The sequence below is a fragment of the Nonomuraea sp. SYSU D8015 genome, from assembly GCF_008065375.1.
GTDB lineage: Bacteria > Actinomycetota > Actinomycetes > Streptosporangiales > Streptosporangiaceae > Nonomuraea.
Map to the genome: position 1 here is coordinate 16,661 of NZ_VJYI01000040.1, position 21,462 is coordinate 38,122.

A 21,462-nucleotide genomic window follows, 5' to 3' on the forward strand; every position below is an offset into this window, starting at 1 on the left:
CGGCTATCCAGCACGGCGAGGCGACCCGCTCGTGCAGCGCGAGGCGCTGTGCCCCGGCTGCGTGCGGCTGTGTCAGCGGGCCATCGCGGACGGCAAGCAGGTGACCTGGCCACGTGCCGGCGGCGGCGCCACTCCCGCCGGATGCGCGCAACGGCGCGGCCTCCAAACTCGGCCGCCGCCAACGGTCGAGCTGCGCCGACACGCCCAGACCGCCGAGCGCCGCCTACGCCCGCGCGCGCGGCGCGCCGGCGCTCTCGCACCGCCCTGTCCTGCCGGGATGCTGCGCCGGTCAGGGTGGCCCGGCGCTTGCTCGGGCCTACCACGGAACCCCGGCGCGGGTCACGGCCAAGCGCTTCGCGTCGCCTTCGGCGAGCCGCTCCCCGCGCCGCGAACCCGTGGTCGAGACGGCCCAAGCGCGGGGCCACCCCCGGCCCGGCGCACCCGACCCGTGAAGGAGACCACGCGGTGACCTCCCTCAACACCCCGGCCCGCTGGCGGCACATCGAACTCGTCCTGGACCGCTCCGGATCCATGCGCCCCATCGCCGCGCGGACGGAGGCGGGCCTGCGCGCCTTCCTGGACGCGCGGCGAGCCTTCCCCCGGCCGCACCACCGTCACCCTCTACCAGTTCGACGACGTCGGCGAGCTGGTCTTCAGCAACCTGGAGCTGGCCGACGTGCCGCCGATCCAGCTGCGGCCGCGCAGCGCCACCGCCCTGTACGACGCGATCGGCGACACCATCGAACGTGCCCGCAGCCAGGTGCTGGCCCTGCCCAAGTGGCAGCACCCCGACGAGATCATCACCGTCATGGCTATGTAGGTGAGGGCGGGTACCAGATGTCGGTCAGGTGAGGCTCCACCCATCTGAGCCGGAAAATGGTGTCGGTGAGTTTTGGTACCACGAATGTCCGGCTGCTGAGACGATCGGGGTGCTCCGCATAGCGAGCAGGCACCGATGGCCAACAAGGGGAAGGCCGAACTGTTCGCGGCGATCCGTCGGGACGCCCGGCTGGAAGGCATGTCGGCGCGGGCGCTGGCCCGCAAGTACGGCGTGCATCGGCGGACGGTGGCTCAGGCGCTGGCCTCGCCCTGGCCGCCGGAGCGGAAGAAGCCGCCACCGCGCCGGTCGCGGCTGGATCCCTACAAGCCGGTCATCGATGCGATGCTGCGGGCTGATCTGGACGCGCCGCGCAAGCAGCGGCACACCGTGGTCCGCATCTGGAATCGGCTGGTGGAGGAGCACCAGGCGGTGGAGGTCTCCTACCCGATGGTCCGCGATTACGTGCGGCAGCGGCGGGCGAAGATCCGGATGGAGGAAGGCCGCGGACCGGTGCCCGGCTTCATCGAGCAGTCCCACCGTCCGGGAGCTGAGGCCGAGGTGGATTTCGGCGATGTGTGGATCCGGCTGGCCGGCACGCTGACCCGCTGCTACCTGTTCTCCTTCCGCCTGTCGTGGTCGGGCAAGGCTGTGCATCGGATGTTCCTGACCTGCTCGCAGGAGGCGTTCTTCGAGGGCCACGTCCACGCTCTCACCCTGCTGGGTGGCGTGCCGTACGGCAAGGTGCGCTATGACAACCTGCGGCCCGCGGTGGCCAAGGTGCTCGGTTTCAACCGCTCGCGGGTGGAGAACGAACGCTGGGTCATCTTCCGCTCCTTCTACGGGATCGAGCCGTTCTACTGCCGCCGAGGCAAGGAGGGCGCGCACGAAAAGGGCGGCGTGGAGGGTCAGATTGGCTACTTCCGTCGCAACCATCTGGTGCCCGTCCCTGATGTGACCACCATCGATGAGCTCAACGCCATGATCGACCGGTGGGACGTGGAGGACGAGACGCGGCGCCGCTCCCGGCCCCAGAGCATCGGTGAGCGGTTCGCGATCGAAGCCCCGTTGCTGCGGCCGCTGCCGACCGAACGGTTCGAGACGGGACGGCTGTTCACCCCGCGGGTGGACCGCTACAGCGTGATCGTGGTGCGCACCAACCGCTACTCGGTGCCCGCCCGGCTGATCGGGCAAGCGGTACGGGTGATGCTGCACGCCTCACACCTGGTGGTCTACCACAAGGGGCAGGAGGTGGCCCGGCACGAACGGCTGATCGCCAAGGGCGGCTCGCGGCTGGAGCTGGACCACTACCTGGAGATCCTGCTGAAGAAGCCCGGCGCCCTGCCCGGCTCCACCGCGTTGGAGCAGGCGCGCCGCTCGGGCAAGTTCACCCGTGAGCACGAGGCGTGGTGGGCCGCTGCCCGCCGGGCGCACGGCGAGGCCGAGGGCACCCGCGCGCTGATCGAGGTGCTGCTGTTGCACCGCCACATGGCTCACGAGCATGTGGCGGCGGGGATCGCCGCGGAGCTGCGGGTGGGCGCGTGGACCGCGGACGCCGTCGCTTTGGAGGCCCGTAAAGTCGCCCAGCTCGAGACGACTTCGAGGCCAACCCCAATATCGACCCCGCGATGATCCATAGCCTGGCCACCAGCGACTGGGTCCGCAAGGGCCTTCCGCTGTGTCTGATCGGCGACTCGGGCACCGGCAAGTCGCACCTGCTCATCGCGCTGGGCACCGAAGCGGCCATGGCCGGGCACCGGGTCAAGTACACCCTGGCCGCCAAGCTGGTCAACGAGCTGGTCGAGGCCGCCGATGAGAAGATGCTCACCAAGACCATCGCCCGCTACAGCCGGCTCGAGCTGCTCTGCCTTGACGAACTGGGCTACATGGAGTTGGACCGGCGGGGTGCCGAACTGCTCTTCCAAGTGATCACCGAACGGGACGAGCGGGCTTCCATCGCGATCGCCTCAAATGAGTCGTTTTCGGGATGGACCAAGACATTTACCGACCTGCGGTTGTGCGCGGCGATCGTCGATCGGCTCACCTACGGCGGCAACATCATCGAGACCGGAACCGTGTCCTACCGCTATACCCAGACCCAGGCCGTCAAGTCTGCCCAGCAGGCTCCCAGCTGACCTCCGGCGCGCTCTTCCCGATAGCCGCCAAATCCGTCGGCCGCAGGAGCAGGTCAAGGTGGAGCGCCCGCAGCGCAGCGAGGACGACCGACCTTGACCTGCGACGAGGACCGACCATCATTCCGGCGGCGGGAAGCACGCACGGCCAAAGGCCCCGAGCTCTGGGGCTATCTGCCGGGATCTCCAGCGCTGTATGACCGTGGGACGGCCGTGTTGATCGGCTCGGATTGAACTCCAAGGGCCCAGCAGACATGCGTCAAGAAACTCGGATGCGGACTCTATTCTGACGCTATTCGCCTGCGGCGTTGGATGCGGGTTGGGGTCTACCCTTGCCGGACAGGCCACGAGCGAGGGGCATTTGCAGGGCGGCGGCCGATGACGCTGTCTGGGCTGGCGGGGGCTGCTTGATCGGCACCGAGGCCTCCGACCACTTCCCCATCGCGGCCGACCTCGAACTCCCCCACCCCTCGCCCTGACCGCTCGGCGCCCGCCGTCTCTCGCGACAGCGGGCGCCGAGCGGTCAGGATCAGATGACGCCGCTCTGCCCGACGCAGCTCGTGACACCCGTCTTACCGGCCAGCTTCACGAAGACCCGATGCGCCATAGGCCGCGTCGCCGGGATGTCCTTGTGGCCGGTATTGCCGGTGATCACGACCGACTTGAACGCGACGTCCGGAAGGCCGCCCCGGTCCTGGACGAGGCTGACCTTGACGTTGGTGGGGCCGCCAGAGGCCGTCCAGAAGACCTTGCGGAAGCGGTGCGCACCCAACCCGTTGACATAGGTGACGGTCACCTTCAGCTTGTAGGACCCCTTCGAACAGGTCGCGACGAGGGCCAAGTCTGCCGACGTGGTCACCGACGCCGCCGGCGCGGACGCCGAGGCCGACGCAGGCGCGCCCATCATGGCCACGGCCCCCATGGCCCCGACGACGACCGCGTTACGCATGATCTTCATATGGTTCCCTCCGTTGATTTCCCGTCGAGGTGAGACCATACGGAGACGCGGTATAGCGGAGGTATGTCCCAATCAGACCACTCGGAGCGCGCTAGTGGGACGCTAGGTTTTCCACGACCAAGCAGCCGACGACCAAAGTCCGCACGGCTGCTGGCCGAACCGCACTGTGTCCAAGGGATCTGTCGCCCTGACTCAACCCTTGATCCATGCTCCTTCTCGGCGGGCACCAGAACCCGCCCGACAGAAGGAGCATCATGAAGAAGCTGCTCAAGACCGCGGTGCGATCATGTGGGCGATGGAGATCGCCTCGTCACCGGTGTTCACCTGTCCGATGTGCTCGTTGATGATCTTGCCGCCCGGCACCGGGATGCGGGTCGGGGCCTCGATCTTTCTCACCACGGAGCTCAGTCTGCCATGTGGCCCTCCTACGTGGCTGCCCTGACCGCGCCGTAGAACGCCGCCGCGGCCACCCGGCAGGACGCCTTCTTCGTGCCGGAGAACTTCACACACACGTTGCCCATGTCGAAGAGGAACGCGTCGTCGACGGGCTTCTTGTAGGTGTTACGCCACTTGCTGGAGCTCACCAGCGCCTTGACGTTGCGGTAGCCGAAGTCGTGACGATCGCAGGGAATCTTGAAGACGCCCTTCCAGTATTCAGAGTTTCCGATCTTCTTGGGCACCGAGCAGCCGTCGGTGTTCCAGTTGAACTTGTACTCCTTGACCTGCGGGGTGTCCTTGTTGATTTTGAACCGGGCCCACGCGTTGTAGCTGGCCTTGGTGTTCTTCGTCAGGGTCAGCGCCATCGCCAGGCGCTGCGCCTTGGTCTTGTCGAGCGCGGTCGCCTGTGCGGGAGCGGCCAGCATGGCACCCGCCGCCAGGACGGCGGCGGACAGGGCCAGTGCCTTTTTCATGGTGACTCTTTTCTCTGGGGAGGAACAGCAGGAGAAGAGTCGCAGCACCGCGTCGGGGGCGCACCAAAACATAGCGCCGCGGACCCGGGGACATACCCCGGGCATACCCGGGGCGTGTCACATCGGGCGGGTCTGGCCCGTCCACCTTGTCCCCCGCTTCGTACGGCGGGGACGTGAACGGTCTTGAACGCACCGTCTCCCTGCGCGCCACCGCAGATCGCAGTCATGGACCCGTTGACCAGCTCAGGGGGGAGATTCGTTTCGTCCGACAACCCTGCTGCTGCTCGCGCCAGCACGAACCCGGCCAACCAGACTGGTACCAAAACTCGCCTTCAGATCATGGGCGGTCGATCACCAAGTGGAGCCAAAAGAGGCCGACGCTTGGTCCCCGAACTCACCGACGAATCAACCGTCATCCTGTCCGACGGCATGGACAACGCCTCTCAGCGGTACAGTCCTGAACGCCTTCGCCCCTGGATCGAGAGCCTGCAGGCCAAGAAGCGCAAGTGGGTGTTCGTCCTCCTGGGCGCCGGCTCCTACGTCACGAAGGTGGCCGACACGCTGGGCATCCGGCAGGAGACCACCATCCACTACGACCACGACCTGAGCCAGGCCGCGCTCTCCACCGCCGGCGAGATGGTCGACCGTGGCAGCCGCACCGGCCGCTACGGCTTCACCGACCAGGACCGCACCGCCACCCGGCACTGACCCAGATCCCTTCCCGGCTGCCAGGGCAAGGTCCTGGCAGCCGGGAAGGACCGCACGATGCGGGTACGCCGGTTCAGCTGCTCGCCGGGGAGATCCCGAGCTGGGTGACGCCCAGGCGCTCCAGCCGGGCCCGGATCGCGCCGCGGCTGCGACCGAACTCGCGCATCAGCGCCGGGATACTCGCGCCGGGGGCGGCGGCGAGGTCCTTGAGCCGCTGGTCTTCCTCGGCCGTCCAGGGCTGGTGGGAGTTGCCGTGCACGCGCCGCCGCTCCGCCATCGTCGGACCTGACCGCCTCAGCGCGGCCGCGCCGGAGGTGAGAAGCTCGGCGATCGCGGCCAGGTCGCCGCTGGGCAGCGGCTGCTGGCTGCGCCACTCGGCCAGCAGCTGCCCGTCGGCGTCGCCGGCGACGAGGTCCACCTGCACCCGGTCGCCGTCGACGGCCGCCAGGGTCAGCTCGTAGCGGCGGCCGTCCTGCTCGGCCTGCAGACGCACCTGAGATACGGACATGGGCGCACTCCTGTTCTGAATCGGGGGAGGTGGGAAAGCAAGGCTCGCACTTTGCGGGCCGACCGGAGATCACCCTGCACCGCCTGCGCGATCGGCATGTTCGGCCTCGGCCAGCGCCCGGTACAGCGAGGCCACCGAGGGGTGCTTGCCGGCGTTCTTGCCGGTCTTGATGGTCAGCTTCTTGGCGATCTCCGGCACCGGAGTGCCGTTGTCCTTCAGCGCGCGGGCGAACAGCAGCATGTCGGCGTCGATGACCTTCGGCCGCCCGCCGTGGTTGCCCTTGGCCGCGGCGGCCATCTGGCCCTCGAGCGTCTTCTCCCGGATGTAGTTGCGGTCGAGCTGGGCGGCCACGGCGAGGACGGCGAACAGCATGGAGCCCATGCCGCTGGGGTCGTAGATGCCGGTGAGCGGGCCGGTGAGGAGTTCGAGCTGGATGTCGCCGGCCTGCAGGGTGGCCGAGAGGGTCATCAGCTCGGCCGAGTCGCGGGCCAGGCGCTTGAGCTCATGCACGGTGAGGATGACCGGCTGGTCGGGGGCGGCCTGCTTGATGTCGTGCGCGAGTTTGAGGGCCTTTTCCAGCTCGGGCCGCACCTTGACGCGGGTGCTGATCTTCTCGGAGAAGATCCGCTTGCACTGCGCGGCCTCCAGGGCGTCCAGCTGGCTCTGCAGTTCCTGCTGCGCGGTCGAGCAGCGGGCGTAGCCGATGCGGATCGGCTTGGCGGCGAGGCTGGTTTCGGGGAGTGCCTCGATCGGCGGTCCTTGCCGCCAGGGCCGCCCGGGCCCGCGGTCGTCGGGCACCGGCACCTCGAGCTCCTCCCGGAGGGAGGGGACGAGGATGAAACGCGCGGTGTGGTACTTGGTCGCGGTCTTGCCACCGCGGGTGCGGCAGGCGCTGCCGGCCGGTGCCTCGCATTGCGAACCAGAACCCGGACGAATCGGGCACGATTTGGCGCGTTCTCAGAACTGTCACAACTGATCATTTATGAGAATCGCGAAGCGTCGTCCTCCATGACGAAGAGTCGTCCTTGGAAGTCGCGCGGCAACCGGACGGAGGTCCGCTATTCCGAGCTCCGTTCGCCTCGGTTTCCTGTGCTTCAAGAGCGAAGGGCTGGCCTATGGAGGTCGGCCAGCCCTTCGTATGGGCAATGAGGGGATCTTGGGTGGGGGAGGGTCTTCCTTCTTGTCTATGTAGGCGTGGATCGCCCATTCGGCGGTCGCCATCAGTCCTGACCGGTCGGGCTGCTCCAGGGCGGCGCCGATCCGGACCTGATCGGGCTGGTCATGGAGGTCACGTGCGGTCTTGAAGCGACTCTGCTCGGCGCGCACGCGCACAAGGTGTGGCATGAGGCGGAGAAGCGGCGGCGGAATGCTGGAGAACAACTACCGCATAGCTCAACAGGCGCCCGTCCCGCAGGCCAGCGGGGCGGCCGCTTTCGCATGTCCGGGGCCGCGCGCAGCAGCTGGCTCACCCCCGGTCCTGCCGGCCCGGGGGTGAGCGAGCGCCCGCTGTCTATGCCCGCATGCGTTTGCTCCCGTGCCTGAGGTGGGGTTCGCGGGGGCGTCTATCTGGTTTGGTAGCGGTGGGCGACCGCCCATGGGTACAGGGTTGGGCAGTGAGCGGTTGATTGAGTGACGGAGTTGTGAGGTCCGGTGGGCTTCCAGGGGCCATAGACGGTGCGGCGGTTCTGGTCGTTGGCGCAGGTGGCGACGGCTCGGTGTTGGCCGGTGCCACCGGTGCAGTTCGACCATGTGCTGGTGTCCTGCCATCCGAAATTTGATCGGCATCCTGTGGGTTCGGCCCAGGCGGGTTGGGCGAGACCTGGGGCGAGTGCGACGCACAATCCGGCGATCGCTGTGGCTATGGTGCGGACGCTCCGCTTGGATGACATGGGTCTCCTTGTCGTGGAGGTTCGTGGTCTGCCGTTGACGATAATGATCGGCCGGGATGCGCCCCCAGCCTGGCGCCGCGTTCTTCAGCTCTTCGTAAGGGCGTGTGGGTGCTTGCTCCTCCGGCCATATCGGCCAGGCACCAGGTCTCCCGCGGGATTGTACGGATTCGCAGGCGACGAACCCGTACCGCATCAGCGGTCCCGCCATGACTGCGGGCGGGACCGGACGGGCGACTCAGCCGCAGTAGACTCCGCGGAGAATGTTGGAGGTCTTGGAGATCACGCCCTCCGCGTAGCCCGGGTCCGCAGTGATGACCGTCTTGTAGTCGTGCCTGCCGGTTCCCGCGCACGAGTAGAAGACGTACTTGTCCACACCGGGGCCGGGCACGGTGGCCGACTTGACGGCCTTCCAGCCGTACCAGGTGCTGCGCCAGATCTTGACTGTGACGGTGTAGGCCGAGCAACCGTTGGAGCTGATGCTCCCGTGCCCCTTGACCGTGTCATACTCGGTGGTCGTGTCGCCGATCTCGATCCTGCAGGGGGCTGCCGCATGTGCGGTTGGCGGGGCCGCTACGGTGGCCACCATGGCCGCGACGAGTGCCGCGGTGGCAGCGGCGAGGCGGGCGGCCATCACACGATGTCCACATCGGACGCTGCGCTCTGCGAGCCGCCGCTACCGGACAGCGTCACCTTCACTACGGTCTGGACATTGGTGATTCTGCCATTGGAAGCAGCGGTGAAGGTCGCACTGCTGTAGCCGAGCTTGCAAGTGGACGTGTTCTTGCAGGTGTAGGTGTCCGTAGCGGTTATCCGGCTGCGGTCCCTGGCGCAACTGAAACTGGCGTTCCCCTGGAGGTCCCCGCCGATCGAGCAGTTGACCGCGGAACCGTCCACGGTGTACGTGATCTCCACCGTAAGGTCCGGTACGGCCTGAGGCCGCCCGGCGGGACCGCAGTCGTAGGTGCGGCCGATCCCTTCCGCGCTGATAACCGCCCTCTTGTTGGTGACCGATACCCGATTGGTGGTGTTGTCGGCCGTCCCGTAGGTGCTGTACGGGTTGTTGCCGGTCTTGACACAGCCACTGGCTCTGGTTGGGCCCTTTGCTGCCGAGGCTGGACCGGCCAGCCCCAGGATGCCCGCGGGCATGACAAACATCGCCACTGCCAGGATGCCGAGACGTCTTCTCATCGAATCCCCACTCTTTCACTTTCCGACTTCCAGCGGGCCTACGACAGGCACGGATTAGCGTCCGGCCTCACTTCGAGTGGCCCAGGAGCCGGAAAATCGGTCTGGTCGTCCATGTGTTTCGGATAGGTAGCTGTGGCCAGGCAGGCGCAGATGGCGCCCCTGAGAATGTGCAACCTTGGTTGGGCGTCGTAAGGGTGTTCCTAGGTGGACGCCGCTGTGGTGATCATGCACGGTGGCGCCGTGCCCGGTTTGATGAGCGCTCGGGTGGCCTCCCGGTAGGCCGGGGGTACGATTCCGCGCCCTATGCACAGCGTGAAGACCGCTCCCGTTCGCGTCTGAAGGATGACGCTGCAGCCCGGCAGAGGTCGGTTGTCGAAGGAGCCAACGGGGCTGGTGAGTGTGGCGGTTCCTGTACAGGTGGTGTAGCTGCGGGCGACTGCGGGCGCAGTGAAGTCGGCGTTGCGGTAGAGGCTCACCTTCCCGCTCGACGCGGCGGCGGGGCCCGCCGAGAGCATTGTCTGCAGGCCGATCGCCGCAGCGATGCCCGCAAGGAGGACGGTCCTGTTCACAGGCACCGGCTACTCCTGCTCTTGATGGTGTCGAGCCGGTCCGGCCACCCGTACGCGAGTTGGAAGGTCCGCTAGACGCGACCAATGGGGCATGATGCCGATGCCCAGGGCCGCTCGTTTGCATGTGATGCGCATGAATTCCTTTCTGTCGATTCGTAATTGTGTTGTGGGCGCCCACCCACCCCTTGTTAATCATGGAAGAGTTGTCCAGCAAGCGTTTCTCCTGCTGGACAAACCGGCGCGCAGTGATGCCCGCCGCGCGGACGGGTTCTCCGAGCCCGAGGTGGCCCCGCCAAGCTGGCCAAGGAGTCCAGTTCCGCCTCCTGATGAGCGAGATCTGGGCGCCGACGAGGAGTGGGACCGTGGCTCACGTGTGAACCCTCGCCCGGCGTGCCATGGCGGCGTGGCGATGACGGGAACGCCGTGCACGGTCCGTCTGTGCGTACGAAGATCAGCCCACCGGTGCCAGTCGCTTGTCGGCTTCGGCAAGTACGTCGCCGATCGGGGCGCAGGCCTCGCAACGCCAGACCCGCACGGTGCCGTCGCCGTGGCCGGTCACCACCTGGCCGCCGTGGCCGAGGTCGACGTTCTCCGCCGTTGCGGCGAAGCCGGTGACCGTCAGCGGAGTGCTGGTCGTATCGAGTTGCCACAGGCGCAGGGTGTCGTCGTGCCCGACGGCGCCCACCCAGCGGCCGTCGGGGCTGTATGCCACATGCCAGGCCGAGCCTTGATGGCCACGCAGCACCTGAGGGGCGCCCTGTCCGGTGACGTCCCAGACGTGTACGGTGCCGTCGCTGCCCGAGCTGGCCACCCGCCGCCCGTCCGGGCTGAAGACCGCAGCCCAGACCATGCCGTGGTGCCCGCGCAGCACCACGGGGCCGGCCAGGGTGGCGGCGTCCCAGATGCGCACGAGGCCGTCCACGCCGGCCGTGGCCACACGCCGGCCGTCCGGGCTGTAGGCGACATACCTGACGATTTCCTGGCTTGCCTGTACGACTCGCGGCGGCGCGGAGCCGGTCAGCGGCCATATGCGCAGCGTGCCGTCGCTGCCTGCGCTGGCCACGTGCCGCCCGTCGGGGCTTAACGCCACGGCGGTCACCGTGCCCTCGTGTCCACGCAAGACCCGGGGCGGGACGCTGCCGGTGGCGTCCCAGATCCGTACCGTGCCGTCGGAGCCGGCGCTGGCCACGGTCTGTCCGTCTGGGGCGCCCGCCACTCCGAGCACGTAGCTGTCGTGGCCGCGCAGCACGGTGGGGGCATCCCGTCCAGTGGAGTCCCATATCCGAACGGTGCCGTCGTTCCCGCCACTGACGACCTTGCGCCCGTCGGCGAACATGCGGGCGCTCCACACCTCGCTGCCGTGGCCGCGCAGGATAACCGGATCGCCCCCTGGCCCTGCGGCGTTCCAGGTACGGACCGTGCCGTCCTCGCCCGCGCTGACGAGCCGGCGCCCGTCGGTACTGAAGGCCGCACTCCACACGACTTGCTCGTGCCCGCGCAGGACCAGAGGGTCGCCCCCGCCTGCCGGATTGAAGACGCGGATCGCGGCGTCGTTGCTTACCGTGACGAGTTTGCGGCCATCGGCGCTAAAGGCCAGCCCTTCCACCGAGCCTTCATGCTCGCGCAGCACGATGGGGTCGCCGTCCCCTTTCATGGGCCACACCCGGGCCGTCTCGTCGATGGAGGCGCTGGCCAGCAGCCGGCCATCCGGGCTGAACGCCAGGCGTTTGATCTGGTCCTCGTGTCCCCGCAGCACGACGGGGTCGCTGCCGCCCGTGAGGTACCAAATGCGCACTTCGCGGTCCACGCCGCCACTGGCGAGATGGCGTCCGTCGGGGCTGAACGCCGCGGCCGAGACCAGGCCCTTGTGCCCGCGCAGCACCGTTGGCGGCCGGATGCCGCGCGAGTCCCAGACGCGCACGGTGCCGTCATCGCTGGCACTTGCGACGTGTCGTCCGTCCGGGCTGAAGACCGTGGCCCAGACCGGCCCTTGATGTCCCTTCAAGACCACGGCCGGCGTGCCGCCGTCGAGGTCCCACACCCGGACGGTTTTGTCGAGTCCCGCGGTGACCAGGCGCCGGCCGTCGTGGCTGAAGGCCGGGTTCCACGCCTCGCCGTCGTGGCCGCGCAGCACCGCCATCGGCGATCCGGACACGCGGTCGCCCGCCCACCGCCAGATACGCACCAGCCCGTCGGCGGTGGTGACCGCCACCCGGTCGCCCCGTGGGCTGAAGGCCACACCCAGCGCGCGGCCCAACCCGGACACCATCCCGAGCTGGTGGTGGTCGATGATGCCCTGCCGTAGTGCGGTCTCCGCCTCGGTGGTGGGCCACTGTGCGTATGCGCGTCTGGCCAGGCGCAGCCCGCGCTCGGGATACAGCTGCAGCGCGTTGTGCGCCTCGGCGGCCAGCTGGCGGGAGAGCGCGATGTCGCGCTGCTGTCTCGCCAGGTTGCCTTGCACGATGGCGACGGCAGCCAGTGCGCTGACCGCGACGACGGCTGCCACCAGCCCGGTCAGGGCCAGCCGGACGCGGCGGCGTCTGGCGGCCCTGTCGCGTGCCTCATAATGGCGGCCGGCGTCGAGGAAGGCGCGTTCCAGATCGTTGAGCCGGTCGGCGGGCCGGGCATCCCAACTCGCCAGCAGGCCGCCACGGTACAAGAACGCCTCGTCCCTGCCGTGCTGCTCCCACTCAGCGGCGGCCTCGCTCAGCCGCCGATGCGCATGCGACAGCTCGCGGTCCTCCTCCAGCCAAGCGGATAGCCGCGGCCATGCCTGAATCAGGGCTTCGTGGACGAGGGTGACGCCCTCCTCATCGGCCGTGACCAGACGGCTTTTGATCAGCGTGTCGAGGACCTCCGCTTCCGCCCCGCCGGCCAGCTCGGCGCGCGGCGCGCGGCGCCGGGCGTCCTCAGTGCCATCACCGGGGAGAGTCAGCCGCAGGAAGATCCGCCTGGCGATCTCGCGTTCCTCCGGGGTGAAGGCGGTGTAGACGCGCTCGGCGGTCTGCGCGACCGCGCCCCGCAGGCGGCCGGCCGCGCGGTAGCCCGCCACCGTGAGCGTCGCGCCGCGACGGCGGCGCCAGGTCTCCAGCAGCGCGTGCGAGACCAGCGACAGCGCCCCAGCCCGCCCCTTCGCCTCTTCCAGCACCAGCTCCACCAGCTCGGGCTCGACCTTGAGGTCCATCCGCTCGGCGGGCAGGCACACCACCTCACGCAGATCGTCCTCCTCCATCGGGCCGATCAGAAGCTGGTTGTCCTGCAGCGCCGCAGCCAGGCCGGGATGCTCGGCGCAGCGCGCGTAGAAGTCGGCGCGCACCCCCAGCACGACCCGGGCCCGGCGCTCCCGGGCAGCGGCCAAGATGGCGGCGATGAATCGATCGCGCTCGCCAGCCCCGGTGCAGTGGGTGAAGACCTCCTCGAACTGGTCCACCACGATCAACAGCCTGGCCGAGGGCGGCGCGCCGTCCAGGACTTCAGCGATGAACGTGGCGACGGCGCCGGGGTCCTCGCAGAGCGCCTCGTACGCCGCAGCCGCCCGCGCATCGGCGAGGTAAGTGGCCAGCTTGCGTAACGGCCGCTCCCCGGGAGTGAACAAGACCACCGGCCACTCCCGGCCGCTCTCGATCCTGTCCGCGGACAGCGCGGCGAGCAGCCCGGCATACAGCAGCGACGACTTGCCCGCCCCCGATGGGCCGAAAAGGGCCAGCAGCCGTGCATGCGCAAGCCGTTCGAGCATCTGCCCCACCAGCCGATCCCGGCCGAAGAACAGCGGCGCGTCCTGGCTACGGAAGGTCATCAGGCCCAGGTACGGCCGTGCCACCTCCTCGGACTCGGCTGGCGTCAGCTCCCTCGCCAGGGATTCCCAGCGCTCGCGCCACGTGTCCTGGTCGCCACCGCACGCCTGCACATACGCGAGCGTGACCGCCAGGCTGGGCATGACCGTGCCGCCCGCAGCCTCAGACAAAGCCGTCACGGAGAAGCCGGCGCGCTTGGACAGTTCTCGGTAGCTGGGCCTGCCCGCGTCCTCCCGCAGCCGCCGCAGCTCATGAGCGAATCGATGAAGTGGATCATTGTCCGGGTCCAGCTTGCGCTCCGGCCGTCCCATAGCCTCCCACTCTCGTCAACGTGTTGTCGTCCCGGCAGGACCGGACAACGTAGCGAGCCGAGTGCCAGCGAAGCCAGATCCGGTGACCGCAGTGGCGTTCAGCCCTGACGGGCAGCATGTAACCAGCACTAGAAGGCAACGGCACGCTCCGCATGTGGCGGCTGACCGGCTCAGAGCCACCGCGTGTCGTGCAGGCAGCCTGGACACGAGGCGACGCTCGCGTCGGCCAAGGCGAGATCACCCAATGACAGATGATCAACCGGGTGATCTCCCGAGGTCATCGCTCGGCCGCCACTCTCTCGGAGGGCCTGAGGAAGAAGATGCCGAGGGCCAGGATCAGGATGAACGGGATATCGGTCAGGAACTTGCTCCAGTAGCGGTCCAGGCTCGTGGCCGCCTGCGCGATCATGAGCAGGCCGTGGGCCAGGTTGGCCCACATCGTGAAGGACAGGAACGACCTGTGGGCGAGCGGGTCCCGAGCCGCCGCCAGGAGGAAGACGCCCCACACGATGTAGATCGTGAACAGCATGGGCGGCACGTGGGCGTGCTCGTGGCCGGAGCTGATGTCGTTCCAGATCGTCCAGTTCAGCGGGCCGCCAGCCTCCGCCAGCAAGGGGGTCTGCACCATGAATCCGAAGAAGAGCGGCGCGAAGATCGCAAGTGACAGCACGCCGTACACGCGCAGGAACACGGCGAGGGCGCGCGGCCTGTTGTCTTGGTTGCGGTCGTCCATGTTTGGCCCCTCTCGTAGCCATTGCATGGTCGGACACTACAACTCTCTAGTTGGAAAATACAACTAGCAAGATGGGATGACGGACTATCGCCGGTAGGATAGGAACATGGTCGGCAAGCGAAGCTACGGCGACGGATGCGCAATCGCGCACGCTCTCGAACTCGTGGGAGAGCGCTGGGCGCTCCTAGTGGTGCGGGAGCTGATCCTCGGGCCCAAACGTTTCACCGACCTGCGCGCCGGACTGCCAGGGATCAGCGCGGACATCTTGACCCAGCGCCTGCGCGAGCTCGGAGAGGCCGGCATCCTGCAGCGCCGCAAGCTCTCCCCGCCCGCCGGCTCCCGGATCTACGAACTCACCGATTGGGGCGCTGAGCTGGAGCCCATCATCACCGACCTCGCCCGCTGGAGCAGCCGCTCCCCCGCGCTGCCACACGACCTCCCACTCAGCGCCGACTCCGCCGCCCTGTCACTGAAGGCCCTGTTCACGCCTCCTGCCGACCAAGCGCTCGACCTCACCGTCAGCCTGCAGCTCGACGAGCACCATTTCCTGCTCCGGATCAACCGCGACCGCCTCCACCTGACCCGCCTCGATTCCAACCCGGCACAGGCGGACCTGCTCATCGAGACCAGCCCACAGGCCCTGACCGCCCTGCTCGGCCGCGCCCGAACCCTCGACGACGCCCTCGCCAGAGGCGATATCACGCTGACTGGACCACGGGCCACCACGGAGCGCTTTCTACGCCTCTTCCCACCCCCAGAACCGATCACCGGAATTTCAGCACGTCAAGGGTGAGAGGCGTGGGCATGCGACTGGGAATGTGTACTCGAGCCGCTCGTATGCCTAGCACTCAGTGCCGCCAGAAGGCACACCCGCTCCGGGGGCCTGGGCTCCCGAGCGGCCCCCTGCAGCCCCCGGTGAAGGCGGGACCTCCCCGTCTCGCGATCCGAGCAAGATCAGCCGACTGCCGACCGTGCCCTCATCTGTCCATTCCCGCCCGGGCTCAAGACCTGCCGGACAAGAGGGGTCAAGCCCTGAAGCGAGCAGCAAGTCAGCGACCGCGCGGCCGCCCATACCGGCAACGTCCTGGCCGCCGCACGTCGTGCGCTGATTCTGGTCGCACGCCTCCTTCATCAGGAGCTCCACCAGCTCCAGCCCGCCGACCGCGAGGCCGCCCGGGCGGCGCGATGGCCGCGGAACCGGCTTGACGAAGGCGGCCGCGAGTGTGCGCCCAGGCGCACGCCGCAGACTGCGCCCACGGGACGACCTGCCTTTCGTGATCTTCCTCAGCCGCGGTCGGATTTGTGGAACCCGGGACCCGAATCCGTGCGTGGCCGGTCGCCGCGGCGAGCCTTTCCCATCCGAGCAAAGAGGAGAAGATCCTTTGGGAACCCGTTGGGCCGGGCGCCGCACTGCGTGCCTGCGGCCCGCTGAACCCGCCGCAGACCGAGCGGGGTTGAGCGGACGCGAGCCGCATCCCGCCCGCTGGGCTGCAGGCCGTACATATTCCGCGCACAGGGCGCTCGCTGCGCTCGCGTCCTTCGGATCGGCCGAAGGCCGATCCTGGACACGGGGCGACGCTCGCGTCGGCCCGAAGACTCCGCTGGCGCTCCGCCTTCGAGCCGGGCTCGCGCCGCCCCGCCTAGGCCGGAGTTCGCACCCCCCGCCCCGCGCGATCCCCGCGGCGACGCCGCATCTTCCCCATGGCCGGGAGGCGACCGGCGACCCGTCCGTACGGCCGTGTCCGTCCACCGTGGGTGGCCGTCTGGCTATTCCGCGCACAGGGCGCTCGCTGTGCTCGCGTCACGCGGGATCGGCCTTCGGCCGACCCTGTGCGCGGGGCTCGCGCCGGCCGGAAGGAGAGGCAGTGCCAGGTGGTCACGGGGTGACCGGCTGGCATCTGGCACGGGGTGGCTGGGGGCTCCGCCGCCCCCAGACCCCCGCGCAGCGGGCGTACCGGCTGGTGCCGTCCCGCTCGCCGGGTCCGGCTGTCGCCTGATGGGGTCCTGGCGCTCACGCACGCTCGCCCCCGGTTCTGGCTGCCGGTGGACAAGCGGCGGCGAGGGGCTGGCCGGGAAATCCTCCCTGGAGCGCTCGGCCCGGCCAACGCCGGCAGCTGGCCGAGCAGGTGCGGCTGGTCGAGGCGGCAGCCCAGGCCGCCGACCGGGTACGGCAGATCCGTCAATCCATCACCGAGACCCGCCAGCAGCTGGAGGCCCTGCGCCAGCGCGAACTGGTCATCAGCGGCGAGCTCGACACCCTGCGACCCTGGAACCGGGCCCGTCGCCGCGACCTGGAAACCGAACTGCCCGAAGTCCGCGACCTTCAGGCCCGCCACCAGGAACGCCTGGATGAGGTCCTCGAGCACGGCAGGGAGCTGGGGCAGCTCGCCCGCCAGGCGGCCGAGCAGGCCCCGCCGCAGGTGGCCTGGCCCCTGGTGCGGCGGCGCCACGCCGACTGGAGCGCGACTTCGACGCCGTCCAGCGCGCCGCTCGAAGTCGTGACGTCACCGACGCCGCCCTGCGCGCCAACGAGGCTCGCGCCTCCCACGCCGTCCTGCAGCAGGAGCTCGCCGCCGTCAGGGAAGAGGTGGCCAGGCGTGCCGACCTGCCACCGGACCGGCGCGACATCGAACAGGCCGCCCGCGCCGAGCACGCCGAGCGTGAGCGCCGCAGCGAGCGTCAGGTCGTGGACGACCGCCGCCAAGGGCGCACGCTGGTCCCGCCCCTCCAGCGTGATCTGCGAGATCGCGTCCGCCCCGCGCCTGCCCGAGAACCCGACCTCGGTATCGAGCGCTGATGCGCGCCGACCGCGCCACCCGCGCGCAAACGGCCCCGCCATTGCCGCCGACAGGCGGACGCGTCGATCATGTTGCCAAGGGCGGGAGTGCACTCACAGCGTCGCGCCGAAGCCTTGCAACGGCGGTGGCGATGCCCCTTCGGCTCCACCCTGCCGATGGATGATGGTGTGGCGCTGTCCCCCCTTTTGCGTCCCAGGATGTTGCCCGGCGCTGAAAATGCCGACGAAGCGGGCGTCGAAGATGCCAACGATCTGCGACGGCAACACCCCGCCGCGGGGGCGCGCGACGGGGTGTTCATCGGTGAGGTGTCGTCGTTCGTGGGCAAGGTGCCGGTCAGTGGATGCGGGTGTCCGGGCCGTTGATCACGATGGCTTGGCCGTCGCGAAGGGTGCTGTGGGCGATGCCCTGCTTGCGGTAGTGGTCGGCGACGGTGCCCAGAATTTCGGTTTCGGGGTGGCCGGGCGAGTCGATGTGCGGCACCACGGCGTAGTCGAGAAGGGCCAAGCCGTTGAAGTCGGCCGGGGCGCCGTAGGCAGCCTGCACCGCGCGTGGATCGTCGCACCGTTCCAGGCCGCGCAGGTCGGGGGCAAGGACACAGGCACCAGCGCTGTAGCCGGCATACGTGATGGCGTCTTGCCGCAACAGTTCGATCAAGGCTTTATCGGCGCCGCTGCGAGCCAGGGCGTGACGCAGGACGAACACGTTGCCTCCCCGCACCCAGACCAGTGGGAACCGACGGAGAGCGGCCTTGACCTGGTTCGGAGGCTGGTCGAAGAAGGCACGCAGATCGAGTTCAACCGGCCGCAGGCCGAGCGCGGTGAGCGAGTTGATCTCGCGTTCGATCGCGGCTCGGCGCTCGGGTTCGGGCTGGGCATCGATGGCGTTAGCGATTATGGCGACCTCGTCCGTGCTGGGAGTGCCCAGCAGGGCTAGCAGTTGCTCGGGGTGGTCGCCGATGCGCCAGGAGGACAGATACATGCGCATCTGTGAACCCTAGATCCCGCTGGCTAGTCGGTCAGTCGACCACCTCGCTGACGGTTAGCTGGAGGCGGCTGTCATGGGATAGGTCGGCCCGGTCCTTGACCTGCTGCCTGGTCAACCAGTCCACTGCCGTCTCCGGAGCCTGAACCTCCCGTTCGAAGATCGAAACGAAGGTGTGGTCCAGGTGTCGGTGGGGCTCGGGAGTGTGGCCGTCGGCGGAGGCCCTGCAGTCGATGATCCACCAGGGGGCAGGGCAGACGGCGTGCGGGTAGCCAGCTGGAGCAGGCATCGACGACAGCCCAGGGATGATCAACGTGCGGCAGCCGAGTTCTTCCACGGTTTCCCGCAGCGCCGTCTCAACCAGCGTTTCCCCGTTCTCCCAGTGCCCACCCGCCGGGAGGAACCCACCGAGACGGACGTGATAGGCCACACCGGCGACCCAATCACCGGTGTCCTCGCTGCGGCGGAACACCAGGTTCGTCGCCGTCATGTCGTACTTCACAGGCGCATCCACCAGCGGATCCTCCTCCATACCACCCGGGGCGAAGGACGGCCTTCCTCCCGGTTCCGCGCCGACGGCCCGGCCACAACCCGGAGACCTGGCACGTCTTCGTCATTGCTGCACCGTAGTCAGCCGGCACGACAGTTCGCGGCTGTTTCGCCGACGACGACCTGGGATAGCGCAGAGTGGTCTGCCGTCGGAGGGGCCGCGGAGCGGGAGCCGGTCAACGCGGCTCCCGTTGCGCGGCAGCAGGCCGCCGACGGACTGTTGGCGGCCTGCTTTCTTGTCATCCAGCCTGGGAGCTGACAGGTCCAGACCCTTGAGCGCCCGCCGCGGACGTGCTCGGGCCTGCCGGGACGTGGCCGCGCAGGAGGTGAACGCCCACGGCGATGATCCAGCCGAAGCCGGTCAGCAGGGAGAGGTGTTCGAGCATGCCCGCGGGGGCTGGCCGCCAAAGGCCCAGAACATCGAGGCGGTAGGCGATGCCGGCGGCGAAGGCGAAGGTGATGATCAGTGCGCCGGACAGGCGTGAGTAGACGGCCCAGGCGCGCCTCGCCTGTCCCAGGCGCCGGGCCAGTACGAACGCGGCTGCGCTCAGCCCGGCGAACAGGGCGAAGCCGGCCGCCTGATGGATGAGGCCGCTCGTGGTGGGCGCGCCGGCTGCCGGGGCGGACCGCCCGGGCGGATAGCCCAGCGCCGGGCCGGGTGGCACCGTCGGCCCACAACACCACCGGTACGAGCACACCGGCGGCGACGCCGCTGCCGGGTAGCGGCTTGAGAGCAGGCGTGGCCATGGGGACGTCCTCCTGCTTCTCCGTGACCCCAATAGGTCACGGGCCGACCAGACTTCCCGGCTCACCAACGGAACGCCCTGCGACGGGACGTCACTTGATCAATACATGGATTTTAGCTCATACTGAAATAACTGCAAGAGGAGGCTGGTCGGGCGTGACCGAACAGGAGCCGTTGCTGGAGTGGGTGGAACGTGTCGCCATGTACTTGGCGCGCGATGGGGTGCCGCCGATCGCGGGGCGGGTGCTGGGCTGGCTGATGATCTGTGATCCGCCTGAGCAGTCTGCCGGGCAGATCAGCACGGCGATCGGCGCCAGCCGCGCCTCGCTCACCTCGAGCCTGCGGCTGCTGACCAGCATGAAGTTCCTCACCTGGCGCACTCGGCCGGGTGAGCGGACCGTCTACTACCGGATGGCCGAGGACGCCTGGGCGGTCGTGGTGCGCCGCCAGGTCGCCTCCATCGCCTCGTTCATGGACATTACGCACGATGGGGTGGACCTGGTGGGCGCGGACGAAGAACGTGCCGCGCGGGTCCGGCAGGCGCACGCCACCTTCGAGTGGATGGCCAAGGTCTTCGACAACGCGCCGCCCCTGCAGGCAGACGGCCCCGACGGCCCTGATAGCGCCGAGCACCCCGACGATGAGGAGACACCATGAGTGGACACGCCATCGTGGTCGGCGGCGGCATTGGCGGGCTGGCCGCGGCGCTGGCATTGCACCGGATCGGCTGGCGGGCCACGGTGCTGGAACGAACGACCGAGCTGGGCGAGATCGGTGGCGGCATGTCCCAGGCGCCCAACGCGCTGCGCGCGCTGGCCGAACTCGGCGTGGAAGGGCGGGCCCGCGCGGTCGGGGTGCCCACCCACGCCTCCGGCAACTTGCGCACGCCGGACGGCCGCTACCTGCAACAAGCGCGGCCCGGGGATGCGAGTGCGCTGCTCGCCTTCCACCGCGCCGACCTGCACCGGGTGCTGCTGGAGGCGGTGCCCGTCGGCTGGGTGCGCACCTGTGCGGAGGTCACCGCCGTCCGGGACAACGCCAGCAGTGTGAGCGTCGGATTCGGCGACGGCGAGCTGACTGCCGACCTGGTCATCGCGGCCGACGGCATCCGCAGCACCGTCCGCCGGCTGCTGTGGCCGGACACGCCGCCGCGCTTCCTGGGCCGCACCGCCTGGCTGGGCATCGCCCCGGTGCCCGGCGTGCCCGGCAGCATCACGCTCGGACCAGGCGGCTACTTCCTCATTCATCCCATCGCACGTGATCGCGCGTACTGGGTCTACGTCACCACCGCCGACCAACCGGGCATCCGCTACGAGGAGGAGAAGACCGAGGCGGCCCGCCGGGTCGCCACCTGGCACGAGCCGATCCCGGCGCTGATCGAGGCCACCCCGGACGAGGCCGTGATCCATATCGACATCTGCGACCTGGACCCGCTGCCCACCTACGTCCGCGGCCGGGTGGCGCTGCTCGGCGACGCCGCGCACGCGATGAGCCCCGATCGTGGCCAGGGCGCAGGGCAGTCCCTCGAGGACGCCGTCGTGCTCGCCGCCGCCCTCGCCGGCGAGCCCGCGATCGAAGCCGCGCTGCGTCGCTATGACGCCGAGCGCCGCCCGCGCACCCAGGCCACCGCCCGAGGCGCCCGCAAGGACGGCGCCCGGACCACCTCCACGGCCGCCTACCGGGCGCTGGTGACCATGATCCGGCTGATGCCCGCGCCGTTGTGGCGCAAGGGCATCGCCGCCGACGGCAACGCGACCTGGCGGTGGCGGCCGCCGCACCTGCCGTCGCCGACCACGTACCACTGAGCCAGGGCCCAAGGCCAGCGCAGCTCAGCGCCGTCTGCTCGCGATCGTCACACCCCGCCTAGGGTT

At 69.0% G+C, this 21,462-nt stretch carries 20 protein-coding genes; 7 read left to right on the forward strand and 13 right to left on the reverse strand.

Annotation, left to right across the window (positions count from 1 at the left end; genetic code table 11):
• Positions 1-676 precede the first annotated feature (676 nt).
• From ID574_RS56570 to ID574_RS56580, 3 genes are all read left to right on the forward strand, one after another.
• On the forward strand, positions 677-820 hold the full coding sequence (locus tag ID574_RS56570) for a hypothetical protein (RefSeq protein ID WP_188197370.1): 144 nt from the start codon (positions 677-679) through the stop codon (positions 818-820).
• Positions 821-955: 135 nt separating this feature from the next.
• Entirely contained in the window at positions 956-2,449 is a 1,494-nt protein-coding gene (istA, locus tag ID574_RS56575; RefSeq protein WP_223168125.1) for an IS21 family transposase, read from the forward strand.
• Complete coding sequence (locus ID574_RS56580) at positions 2,446-2,952, forward strand: ATP-binding protein (protein WP_270094324.1); 507 nt, start codon at positions 2,446-2,448, stop codon at positions 2,950-2,952. Before istA ends, ID574_RS56580 begins: the two co-directional genes overlap by 4 nt.
• Positions 2,953-3,478: 526 nt before the next feature.
• On the opposite strand, the gene ID574_RS56585 is transcribed toward ID574_RS56580, so the two are convergent.
• The 3 genes from ID574_RS56585 to ID574_RS56590 form a co-directional block, all read right to left on the reverse strand.
• A complete protein-coding gene (locus ID574_RS56585; RefSeq protein WP_188197371.1) occupies positions 3,479-3,898 on the reverse strand; it encodes a hypothetical protein in 420 nt (139 codons plus the stop codon).
• Between the two features lie 276 nt (positions 3,899-4,174).
• Positions 4,175-4,306, reverse strand: coding sequence for a hypothetical protein (locus ID574_RS62190; protein WP_262496186.1), 132 nt, complete (start codon positions 4,304-4,306; stop codon positions 4,175-4,177).
• Positions 4,307-4,332: 26 nt separating this feature from the next.
• Positions 4,333-4,818: a phospholipase A2 gene (locus ID574_RS56590; RefSeq protein WP_185085410.1), complete on the reverse strand. Its 486-nt coding sequence runs from the start codon at positions 4,816-4,818 to the stop codon at positions 4,333-4,335.
• A 381-nt stretch (positions 4,819-5,199) separates the two neighbouring features.
• On the opposite strand from ID574_RS56590, the gene ID574_RS56595 reads away from it, so the two are divergent.
• On the forward strand, positions 5,200-5,526 hold the full coding sequence (locus ID574_RS56595) for a hypothetical protein (protein ID WP_188197372.1): 327 nt from the start codon (positions 5,200-5,202) through the stop codon (positions 5,524-5,526).
• A gap of 73 nt (positions 5,527-5,599) precedes the next feature.
• On the opposite strand, the gene ID574_RS56600 is transcribed toward ID574_RS56595, so the two are convergent.
• The 6 genes from ID574_RS56600 to ID574_RS56625 all read right to left on the reverse strand — a co-directional run bounded on the left by ID574_RS56600 (position 5,600) and on the right by ID574_RS56625 (position 14,518).
• Positions 5,600-6,034, reverse strand: a complete 435-nt coding sequence (locus ID574_RS56600; protein WP_188197373.1) for a hypothetical protein — start codon at positions 6,032-6,034, stop codon at positions 5,600-5,602.
• Positions 6,035-6,103: 69 nt separating this feature from the next.
• Positions 6,104-6,970 (reverse strand): recombinase family protein, encoded by an 867-nt coding sequence (locus tag ID574_RS56605; RefSeq protein WP_188197397.1) that lies wholly within the window; start codon positions 6,968-6,970, stop codon positions 6,104-6,106.
• Between the two features lie 1,188 nt (positions 6,971-8,158).
• Positions 8,159-8,554 (reverse strand): hypothetical protein, encoded by a 396-nt coding sequence (locus ID574_RS56610; protein ID WP_188197374.1) that lies wholly within the window; start codon positions 8,552-8,554, stop codon positions 8,159-8,161.
• A complete protein-coding gene (locus tag ID574_RS56615) occupies positions 8,554-9,111 on the reverse strand; it encodes a hypothetical protein (RefSeq protein ID WP_188197375.1) in 558 nt (185 codons plus the stop codon). Before ID574_RS56615 ends, ID574_RS56610 begins: the two co-directional genes overlap by 1 nt.
• Positions 9,112-10,131: 1,020 nt before the next feature.
• Positions 10,132-13,785: an nSTAND1 domain-containing NTPase gene (locus ID574_RS56620; protein WP_188197376.1), complete on the reverse strand. Its 3,654-nt coding sequence runs from the start codon at positions 13,783-13,785 to the stop codon at positions 10,132-10,134.
• Positions 13,786-14,062: 277 nt separating this feature from the next.
• A complete protein-coding gene (locus ID574_RS56625; protein WP_188197377.1) occupies positions 14,063-14,518 on the reverse strand; it encodes a DUF6632 domain-containing protein in 456 nt (151 codons plus the stop codon).
• A gap of 106 nt (positions 14,519-14,624) precedes the next feature.
• On the opposite strand from ID574_RS56625, the gene ID574_RS56630 reads away from it, so the two are divergent.
• Positions 14,625-15,311, forward strand: coding sequence for a winged helix-turn-helix transcriptional regulator (locus ID574_RS56630; protein WP_188197378.1), 687 nt, complete (start codon positions 14,625-14,627; stop codon positions 15,309-15,311).
• 1,530 nt (positions 15,312-16,841) lie between these two features.
• On the opposite strand, the gene ID574_RS56635 is transcribed toward ID574_RS56630, so the two are convergent.
• From ID574_RS56635 to ID574_RS56650, 4 genes are all read right to left on the reverse strand, one after another.
• Complete coding sequence (locus ID574_RS56635) at positions 16,842-17,222, reverse strand: hypothetical protein (protein WP_188197379.1); 381 nt, start codon at positions 17,220-17,222, stop codon at positions 16,842-16,844.
• Positions 17,223-17,649: 427 nt separating this feature from the next.
• Positions 17,650-18,300: a Type 1 glutamine amidotransferase-like domain-containing protein gene (locus ID574_RS56640; RefSeq protein WP_188197380.1), complete on the reverse strand. Its 651-nt coding sequence runs from the start codon at positions 18,298-18,300 to the stop codon at positions 17,650-17,652.
• 31 nt (positions 18,301-18,331) lie between these two features.
• The gene (locus ID574_RS56645; protein WP_188197381.1) at positions 18,332-18,829 is read right to left on the reverse strand and encodes an NUDIX domain-containing protein; all 498 of its coding nucleotides are present in this window, start codon (positions 18,827-18,829) and stop codon (positions 18,332-18,334) included.
• A gap of 256 nt (positions 18,830-19,085) precedes the next feature.
• Positions 19,086-19,511, reverse strand: coding sequence for a DUF998 domain-containing protein (locus ID574_RS56650; protein ID WP_188197382.1), 426 nt, complete (start codon positions 19,509-19,511; stop codon positions 19,086-19,088).
• Positions 19,512-19,747: 236 nt separating this feature from the next.
• Between ID574_RS56650 and ID574_RS56655 the strand changes: the two genes are divergently transcribed.
• Positions 19,748-20,248 (forward strand): GbsR/MarR family transcriptional regulator, encoded by a 501-nt coding sequence (locus ID574_RS56655; RefSeq protein WP_188197383.1) that lies wholly within the window; start codon positions 19,748-19,750, stop codon positions 20,246-20,248.
• A complete protein-coding gene (locus ID574_RS56660) occupies positions 20,245-21,396 on the forward strand; it encodes an FAD-dependent monooxygenase (RefSeq protein WP_188197384.1) in 1,152 nt (383 codons plus the stop codon). The genes ID574_RS56655 and ID574_RS56660 overlap by 4 nt, the downstream gene beginning before the upstream one ends.
• The last annotated feature ends 66 nt before the right edge of the window (positions 21,397-21,462 follow it).